Genomic DNA, 9,075 nt, shown 5'->3' with positions numbered 1-9,075 from the left:
TAGTTTCTCCTGCATTTCCAATGCGTGGAGAACGGAATAGACATTCGTTCGACAGCAGTCGAACCGCCTTGATCCTGATGATTCAGGGCTTGAGGTAAAGCAATTCACTGTCCGGCGGCGATGGCGGAGAGGCCACACCTGTACCCATGCCGAACACAGCAGTTAAGCTCTCCAGCGCCGATGGTAGTTGGACTGACGTCCCGCAAGAGTAGGACGCTGCCGGGCAGTACAGATTTACATATGGATGCGATGAGCCGCATTGAGACCCTTAGTGGTCTCTTTTTTTTATGTTATTTTAATCTCTGAAGTCACTCAGTATCCAAACTCTTGGTACTTTCCTGCGAGAGTGTTATAAATGAAGTGGTGAATAAAATGAATCTATATAAAACGATTGAAAATATGCTGAACAATGAAAAACCATACATATCGATGCATGTGCCCGGACATAAAAATAATACTATCGGCTATCTGTCGATGATTGATTCCCGTTTTGATATGACTGAAATCCAAGGGCTTGATGATTTGCATGAACCGGAAGGCATATTAAATCAGATCAATAGGAACCTTAGTCGGAAATATTCAGGGTATATTGCTCAGATGATGGTGAATGGGACGACGAATGGCATTATATCAGCGATTTATGCTTTGAATAATACTACCGGGAGATTTGTTATCGTCGATAAGGCACATAAGTCCGTTTACAATGGTCTTCATCTTACAGAGGCTGATTACATTGAGACAACGTCAGTGGATTTTTTAAATATGTCATTAAGCTCAGCGGATACAATTATAGTGACCTACCCAACCTACACGGGCGAAACGATTGATATTGGGCAGATTATTTCCTATGCCCACAATCAAAACGCCCGTGTACTCACAGATGAGGCTCATGGTGCACACCTTGATATCGCTCCTGGTTTTCCTGAATCCTCAATGGTATATGGATCGGATATTACAGTCCAGTCCTATCATAAGATGCTTCCGGCATTGACAATGGCCTCTGTGATTTTTATGAAGTCTCAGTCTCTGCACGGCGAAGTGATGAAATATATAAACTGTTTTGAAACATCGAGCCCTTCTTATCTTGTCATGCTCTCAATTGAAAGTGCTCATGAATTCTACAAGACTTATCATCCTGAAGATTTTTTCAACAAGCGTACACAGATCATTGAGGCGCTGCAGAAACAGAACATTATTGTAGAAGAAAAAGCAGATCCTGCGAAAATCATGATCAGCCATCAGAAACTCACACCATATGAACTGGCAAAAATTCTTACAGAATATCATCATATCCAACATGAAATGGTAACCGACGAAGGAGTGTTATGGTGTTTGCCTTTATTCCATAAAGGAGACAGATATCCACTTAAGATGCTCATCGAAAGGATTGATGCCGTTACATCGGATATGGAGCTTTCCGTGCGGGGGGCACAAATTATTGAAACCCGGGATGCACCTTCATTTAGAGATGTAGGGAATCTGCTCAATAAAGTATGCAGACGCAGCATTGTACCTTATCCTCCGGGAATCCCGCTGGTTCACGAAGGTGAGACGATTACCCGGCAGCATATTAAAACGATTACGCATAATCTGTCTAATCATGTTAGAATAGAGGGTATAAGGCATAACATAGAATACTACAAAAATGAGGAAAGTTAATGGGTCATTTCATTACATTTGAAGGTCCGGAAGGTTCCGGAAAGACAACAGTAATTTCTAAAGTACATGAACAGCTTGCAAAAACATATGATACAATGGCCACTCGTGAACCTGGAGGCATCGCCATCAGTGAATCGATCAGAAAGATTCTGTTGGCGGAAGGTAATGACATGGACCCCCGTACTGAAGCTTTGCTGTTCGCAGCTGCAAGACGTCAGCATCTGATTGAAAAAGTGCTTCCGGCACTCGAAACAGGAAGGGTTGTCCTGTGCGATCGTTTCGTCGACAGTTCCATTGCATATCAAGGATTCGCGAGGGGCATCGGAACAGAAGAAGTGATGAACATCAACCGTTTTGCCATAGAAGATCATATGCCCGACTTGACTATATACCTGAAGCTTGACCCTGCAGTCGGACTTCATCGGATAGAAAGTAACAAGCGCGATCACAATAGACTGGATACAGAAAAAATTAGTTTTCATAAAGATGTTGTTTTAGGTTATAATGAATTATCAGAAAATTATCCAAACCGGATTAAGATAGTAGATGCCGATCAGTCTCCTGAAAAGGTGACCCGGGATGTAATGAAAATAATCAATCAATATTTGGAACAAGGAGTGGATCACTCATGAAGATGGTTATCGCAATCGTTCAGGATCATGACAGTCAAAGACTGGCAGACAGACTGACTAAAAATGACTTCAGAAATACCAAGCTTGCTTCAACAGGTGGGTTTTTAAGAGCGGGAAACACAACTTTCCTTTGCGGTGTTGAGGATGCACGTGTAGATGAACTGCTTAGTCTTCTGGACGATACCTGTGGAAACAGGGAGCAGACAGTTGCACCTGTTACTCCGATGGGAGGCAATGCGGATTCCTATATCCCATATCCAGTCGAGGTTGAAGTCGGCGGAGCAACAGTATTTGTTCTGCCGATTGAACAGTTTGAAAGATTTTAAGCGATTGTATGAGCATGCAGACAGTTAGTGCAGAACAACAATTGAACAGGATTATTGAGAGTGGAAGACTCAGTCATACTTACATGTTTGAGAGCGATGCCATAGAGACTTTAAGGCGTCAAAGCGAGCACTTTGCACTCAAAATCCTTGGAAAAACGCCGCGTAATGAGACGCTTATTTCGGAAGGCAATCATCCAGATTATTTTTATCTTCGAACGGATGAAACTTCTATTAAAAAAGATGCGGTCGAAGATCTGGTACGCAGGATGAACCGTAAGCCGACCGAATCCGACTACAAAGTTTATGTAATTGAAGCATTTGAGAAACTGACACCCCAGGCAGAGAACAGCGTGTTGAAATTTCTTGAAGAACCGCCGGAAAAGACAATAGCAATCCTGCTTACAATAGATAAGAGCAGTATTCTGCCTACTATCCATTCGAGGTCACAACATATCCATATAAAGGGTGAAAAAGAAGACCGTACCAGGTTTCTGGAAAATTTGAGTGACATGGAGCTTAATACGGTTGATGTGCTGGCACTCAATGCACAGCATGTAAAAGATCTTGGTGAGAATTTCTCTGTAATGAGAAAAAAAGCCATTGAATTTTCATCCAAATGGATCGGCAACCACCCACTTGTGCTGATCGATATCAAACCGATCGTCGATATATGTACAGAGCGCAGGGATTACATGCTGATGCTCCAGCTGATTGACGGTTTCGTCCGTCAGTCCATGCATGCGTCACTTGAACTCGAAAGCTATAAACCGTTTGGAGCTGAACAGGTGAAAGGCAGAAATTCTATAAAACGGCTGGCTAAAATGTTGGATGAAATTCAAACAGCAAACCGGATGCTGCAGTCCAACGTCCACCCGATGCTCGTATTTGAAAGTATGGTTATCTGCTCGAAAGGTTGAATAATATGATAGAACTCATCACTGCTACCCAGCTGGATTACTTTGACAATATTTATATTGAAAGTGGCCAGGTGACGGTTGAACGCGATGATTATATAATTGCAGAGACGAAACGGGGCATAGAAATGCTGCGTGTCGTTAAAGGGAATTATGAGATTTCGAAAGATAATATAGTAGAGCCCGATGGTAAATTTGTACGCTCTGCGACAGAAAAAGATCAGAGAAAATTCTATGAAAATCAAAGCAGTGCCGAAGAGGCGATGGATTTCTGCAAATCGGCAATAGAAGTAGAAAAACTGAATATGAATCTGGTGAATGCAAAATTCACACTGGATTGTAAAAAACTGATTTTCAATTTTACAGCGGATGAACGTGTGGATTTCAGGGGTCTCGTACGCGTATTGGCGAATAAATTCAAAACGCGTATTGAATTACGCCAGATAGGCGTCCGGGATGAAGCGAAGTATCTTGGTGGTATAGGTCCGTGCGGCCGCGCCCATTGCTGCTCGACATTCCTGGGCGATTTTGCGCCAGTGAGCATACAGATGGCGAAAAACCAGGATCTTTCACTCAGCCCGACTAAGATCTCCGGTGCATGCGGACGTCTGATGTGCTGCCTCAATTACGAGGATGAGTACTATGAGGATGCCCGTGAACGGATGCCGGATGTCGGACAGACGATCAACACGCCTGATGGCCGCGGGCTTGTAGTTGGAATGAACATATTGGATCTTGTCATCAAAGTTAAATATAAGGACGACTATATCCGTGAGTTCCACTGCGATGAACTTGAAGCAGCCGGAGAGGTGTAAACATGGATCGTGAACGTTTATTCATGCATATCAGTAAAATGGAAGCTGATATGAATAATATGCACGAGGATCTCCAGACATTGAAGGAGCTTGCCGTGCGTCTCGTTGAAGAGAACGTCTCTCTGCATATGGAGAAAGAGAAGTACGAAAAGCTCTATGAAGAGGATGAGGCAGTGGAAGAGGATTCTTTCAAAGGGAATACATTGAACAGTATCTACGAAGAAGGGTTCCATGTTTGCAGCGTACATTTCGGTACACTGAGAAACGATGAAGACTGCCTGTTTTGTCAGGGTTTTCTCGAACATAGAGGAAAGTAACAGACGGCTGCGGCCGTCTTTATTATTTGAGGTGAGAAAGATGTTGAAAAAGGGAGAGCGGCTGGATGAACTTTTCAGGGAATCCATGCAGATTATCCAGAGCAGGGAAGTGTTCTCATTTTCAGTTGATGCGCTTCTGCTCGCCAATTTTACAAGAATCGTCAAACGTGATCAAAAAATCATCGATCTATGCTCGGGTAACGGTGTTATACCGCTGCTTTTATCCCACAGGACAAAAAAGCCGATTGAAGCAGTGGAAATCCAGGGACAGCTTGCAGATATGGCCGAAAGAAGTATCGGACTGAATGAAAAAACAGATCAGATTACAATGCATACTGGTGATATCAAACAGATCAGGGAGATGTTCACCCATTCGTCTTTTGATGTGATTACAGTGAACCCTCCGTATTTTACAAATAATCAGCCTCTTAAAAGCATGGGGCCGCACAGTATTGCGCGGCACGAAGTACATATCGATCTCGCCAGTGTGGTTGAAGCAGCACGATTCCTGGTGAAGAATAAAGGGCGCCTCTACATGGTGCATCGCGCCGAGCGCAGCATGGAAGTCATCAACGAACTGTCGAATGCCGGATTCCGGATCAGGCGGCTGCAATATGTGTATAATGATAAAAGATCGGAAACGGCACTGTTTGTTCTTATAGAAGCGATCTTCCACAGTCAGGCTTACGCAGATATTTTTCCGCCATTTTATATTTATGAGACTGAAGGTGAATATTCCAGAGGGATGCTGGAGGTATATTATGGCTGAGTACTACACGTACATTGTGGAATGTGCAGATCAGACACTTTATACGGGGTATGCAGCAGATCTTGAAAAGCGCATAGAAACCCACAACAGTGGGACAGGTGCAAAGTATACACGGAACAGGCTGCCGGTCGCACTCAGATATTACGAAAAATTTGAAACGAAAAGTGAAGCGATGAAGCGCGAACATGCGATTAAAAAACTGACGAGAACAGCAAAAATGGCACTGATAGAAAGTGGGGGATAATACATGCATCTATTTGTAACGGGCACACCGATTGGAAACCTGGATGATATGACGTTCAGAGCGATAGAAACGTTGAAGGATGTTGATACCATTCTTTGCGAGGATACGCGCACGACACGCAAACTGACCAATCATTTCGAAATCAGTACACCGCTTAGATCCTATCATGATTTCAACAAAGAAGAGGTCGAAGATCATATCATAGAAGAAATGAAGGAAGGCAGGACATTTGCCCTGGTGAGTGATGCCGGAATGCCTGTCGTATCAGATCCGGGTTTTGAACTGATAGGAAGAATGCAGCGGGAAAACCTGGATTATGTGGTCATCCCTTCGGCTTCCGCATTTACAATGGCACTTGTCGCAAGCGGCATCCCTTCGTATGAATTCACTTATTTTGGATTTCTGCCGAAAACCGGAAGGAAAAGAAAAGATAAACTTATTGAGGTCATGGAGCATCCGTTCACCTCAGTATTGTATGAATCCCCTCATAAGATAAAAGATACAATCGCTGCTATAAGCAATATCGATCCGGAACGGAATGTGAGTGTTTCCCGGGAAATAACCAAGAAATTCGAACAGCACGAACGTGCTTCGGCAGTGGAAATGGCTGACATGCTGGGAGAGAGAATCCCTTTAAAAGGTGAATTTGTCATTGTAGTGGAAGGGGCGCCGGAAATTGAAGAAACTTTTGATATGCCGGTCACTGAACATATCGAAGTATTGGTTGGAGAGGGAATGAAACCGAAACAGGCCATCAAGGCTGTGGCCGATCTAAGAGGATTGCGCAAGCAGGACGTATATGACGAATATCATAAAAAATAATCGATGGCCATTATCGGTCCATCGATTTTTAATATCTATTTAGTCCATTTTTGATTTTATTTCATCGATAAGCTGCTGTGCACCTTCCTGACTCAAAATGATACGGCCGTCTGCAAGGCGCATATTTTTCTCAGACACATCACCGGTTACAGCACAAGTCATCTGTGGCTTGTATTTTTTGAGGATGATTGTATCATCATCAGTATAAATTTCGAGTGCATCCTTTACTTCAATATCCAGTACACGCCTAAGCTCTATAGGGATGACCACTCTCCCTAATTCATCGACTTTACGTACAATTCCTGTTGATTTCACAAAAAATCCCTCCATACTTTCCGCTGTTCATCAATTTCAAATATTTCTCTAAGTAAGTGATGAATCTTATTAAGAATATAACTTTTGATACCCGATAAAATCAATTCGAAACATGCGGATATCATATTTCTTGGATGATGTCAACAGGGTTTTCCCTGTATCTCCAAGTTCTTGCTGATTATAGCATAGAGAATATACAAGACGCCACTGATATCATTGAAAAGCGGGGCGAAATTAGTTATATTTAATAAATGAACTAATAGGAGGAAAAGGCATGGAAAAACCAACTTACTATATCACCACTCCGATATACTACCCAAGCGGCAAGCTTCATATCGGTAACGCTTATACAACAATCGCATGTGATGTGATGGCAAGATACAAACGCATGCGCGGGTTTGATGTCTACTATCTGACAGGTGCGGATGAGCACGGTCAGAAGATTGAGCAGAAGGCGGAGAAAATGGGTATCTCCCCTCAAAAGTATGTGGATGATATGGCCAAATATATGAAAGAACTGTGGTCGATTCTCGAAATCACCAATGACCAGTTCATCCGTACGACGAGCGAGAATCACAAGAAGGCAATCCAGCAGATTTTCGAGCAGCTTCTTGAACAGGGGGATATTTATCTCGGAGAATACGAAGGGTGGTATTCTGTACAGGATGAAGAATTCTTCACTGAAACGCAGCTTGACGAAGTTTACAAAGACGAAAACGGCAATATGATCGGCGGCGTGGCTCCGAGCGGCCATGAAGTGGAACTGGTCAAAGAAGAAAGCTACTTCTTCAGAATGAGCAAGTATGCGGATCGTCTGGAAAAATTCTATGAAGACAATCCGGATTTCATCAAACCTGCTTCACGCAGAAATGAAATGCTGAACAACTTCATCCGCCCGGGACTGGAAGACCTGGCAGTATCCAGAACGACATTCTCGTGGGGGATACCGGTATCTTCCGACCCTAAACACGTTGTATATGTATGGATTGATGCACTGTGCAACTACATTACGGCGCTTGGATACGGCTCTGATGATGATGCTCTGTTTAAGAAATTCTGGCCGGCGGATGTTCATATGATCGGTAAGGAGATCGTTCGTTTCCATGCCATTTATTGGCCGATCATGCTGATGGCTCTGGATCTGCCGCTGCCTAAAAAACTTTTAGGACATGGCTGGCTTGTAATGAAAGACGGTAAAATGTCCAAATCCAAAGGGAACGTCATCTATCCGGAAACGGTGGTCGAGCGCTATGGTCTCGACGCGCTCCGCTATTATCTGATGCGTGAAGTGCCGTTTGGCTCCGACGGTGTATTCACACCGGAAGCCTTCGTGGACCGGACGAACTATGATCTTGCGAATGATTTGGGTAACCTGGTGAACCGTACAATTTCCATGGTCAATAAATATTTCGACGGCAAACTGCCTGAATATAAAGGACATCAAAATGAATTTGACGAAAGCCTGGAAACGACGGTCAAAGAAAATGTCCAGCTTTATGAAGATGCCATGGAAGAAATGGAGTTCAACAAATCATTAAGGGCGGTATGGACAATCATCAGCCGTACGAATAAGTATATTGATGAGACAGCGCCATGGGTGCTCGCTAAAAATGAAGCGAACCGTGAAGCGCTGGGTAATGTGATGGTGCACCTGGCGGAAAACATCCGTATTGCAGCAATTCTGCTCAAGCCTTATCTGACACACGGCCCAAAAGAGATCTTCAGACAGATGAACATCACGGACAACGGACTGCAGACATTTGATTCAGTTTTCAAATACGGCAGCATCAAGATAGGTGAGCAGATGGTCTCTAAACCGCAGCCGATCTATCCGAGGCTTGATGTGGAAGCGGAAGTGGCACATATCAAGGAACTGATGACACCTGAAAAGAAAGAGGAAGCGGATGAAAATGAAGAGGCTTCTGCAGAAGGACTCATCAACATCAAAGATTTTGATAAAGTTGAAATCAAAGTCGCAACCATCATCCAGGCCGAAGGCATCAAGAAAGCCGATAAGCTCCTCAAGATAAAAGTGGACCTGGGGAATGAAGAACGTCAAATCGTATCCGGTATCCGTTCTCAGTATGAGCCGGAGGATATAATAGGCAAAAAAGTACTTGTTGTAACGAACCTTGAGCCTGTCAAATTACGCGGAGAGCATTCTGAAGGCATGATTTTAACAGCAGAGAAAGGCAAGAGACTGACGCTTATTTCTGTACCGGACGGAATCGAAAACGGCAGCACTGTAAAATAATTGTTGGA

At 43.5% G+C, this 9,075-nt stretch carries 11 protein-coding genes and 1 rRNA gene; 11 read left to right on the top strand and 1 reads right to left on the bottom strand.

Annotation, left to right across the window (positions count from 1 at the left end; genetic code table 11):
• The first annotated feature begins 110 nt into the window (after positions 1–110).
• From rrf to rsmI, 10 genes are all read left to right on the top strand, one after another.
• Positions 111–225: ribosomal RNA gene (gene rrf, locus BM271_RS05075) — 5S ribosomal RNA — on the top strand.
• A gap of 147 nt (positions 226–372) precedes the next feature.
• Entirely contained in the window at positions 373–1,659 is a 1,287-nt protein-coding gene (locus BM271_RS05070) for an aminotransferase class I/II-fold pyridoxal phosphate-dependent enzyme (protein WP_046791345.1), read from the top strand.
• Positions 1,659–2,291 (top strand): dTMP kinase, encoded by a 633-nt coding sequence (tmk, locus tag BM271_RS05065; protein WP_046791344.1) that lies wholly within the window; start codon positions 1,659–1,661, stop codon positions 2,289–2,291. The genes BM271_RS05070 and tmk overlap by 1 nt, the downstream gene beginning before the upstream one ends.
• Positions 2,288–2,617 (top strand): cyclic-di-AMP receptor, encoded by a 330-nt coding sequence (locus tag BM271_RS05060; protein WP_046791343.1) that lies wholly within the window; start codon positions 2,288–2,290, stop codon positions 2,615–2,617. The genes tmk and BM271_RS05060 overlap by 4 nt, the downstream gene beginning before the upstream one ends.
• Before the next feature lie 14 nt (positions 2,618–2,631).
• On the top strand, positions 2,632–3,534 hold the full coding sequence (locus BM271_RS05055; protein ID WP_234960442.1) for a hypothetical protein: 903 nt from the start codon (positions 2,632–2,634) through the stop codon (positions 3,532–3,534).
• 5 nt (positions 3,535–3,539) lie between these two features.
• Positions 3,540–4,346, top strand: a complete 807-nt coding sequence (locus tag BM271_RS05050; protein WP_082103707.1) for a PSP1 domain-containing protein — start codon at positions 3,540–3,542, stop codon at positions 4,344–4,346.
• Between the two features lie 2 nt (positions 4,347–4,348).
• The gene (locus tag BM271_RS05045) at positions 4,349–4,663 is read left to right on the top strand and encodes an initiation-control protein YabA (RefSeq protein ID WP_046791340.1); all 315 of its coding nucleotides are present in this window, start codon (positions 4,349–4,351) and stop codon (positions 4,661–4,663) included.
• A 40-nt stretch (positions 4,664–4,703) separates the two neighbouring features.
• The gene (locus BM271_RS05040; RefSeq protein WP_046791339.1) at positions 4,704–5,432 is read left to right on the top strand and encodes a tRNA1(Val) (adenine(37)-N6)-methyltransferase; all 729 of its coding nucleotides are present in this window, start codon (positions 4,704–4,706) and stop codon (positions 5,430–5,432) included.
• Positions 5,425–5,676 carry a GIY-YIG nuclease family protein gene (locus BM271_RS05035; protein ID WP_046791338.1) on the top strand — a complete coding sequence of 84 codons (252 nt, stop codon included), beginning with the start codon at positions 5,425–5,427 and terminating at the stop codon, positions 5,674–5,676. Before BM271_RS05040 ends, BM271_RS05035 begins: the two co-directional genes overlap by 8 nt.
• A gap of 3 nt (positions 5,677–5,679) precedes the next feature.
• Positions 5,680–6,498, top strand: coding sequence for a 16S rRNA (cytidine(1402)-2'-O)-methyltransferase (gene rsmI, locus BM271_RS05030; protein WP_046791337.1), 819 nt, complete (start codon positions 5,680–5,682; stop codon positions 6,496–6,498).
• Between the two features lie 39 nt (positions 6,499–6,537).
• Here rsmI and BM271_RS05025 read toward each other — a convergent pair whose 3' ends face one another.
• Positions 6,538–6,813 (bottom strand): AbrB/MazE/SpoVT family DNA-binding domain-containing protein, encoded by a 276-nt coding sequence (locus BM271_RS05025; RefSeq protein ID WP_046514284.1) that lies wholly within the window; start codon positions 6,811–6,813, stop codon positions 6,538–6,540.
• Positions 6,814–7,087: 274 nt separating this feature from the next.
• Between BM271_RS05025 and metG the strand changes: the two genes are divergently transcribed.
• Positions 7,088–9,067 carry a methionine--tRNA ligase gene (gene metG / locus BM271_RS05020; protein WP_046791336.1) on the top strand — a complete coding sequence of 660 codons (1,980 nt, stop codon included), beginning with the start codon at positions 7,088–7,090 and terminating at the stop codon, positions 9,065–9,067.
• Positions 9,068–9,075 lie beyond the last annotated feature (8 nt).

The sequence above is a fragment of the Salinicoccus halodurans genome (assembly GCF_900114445.1).
GTDB classification, from domain to species: Bacteria; Bacillota; Bacilli; order Staphylococcales; family Salinicoccaceae; genus Salinicoccus; species Salinicoccus halodurans.
This window is presented reverse-complemented; position numbering and strand designations above follow the sequence as displayed.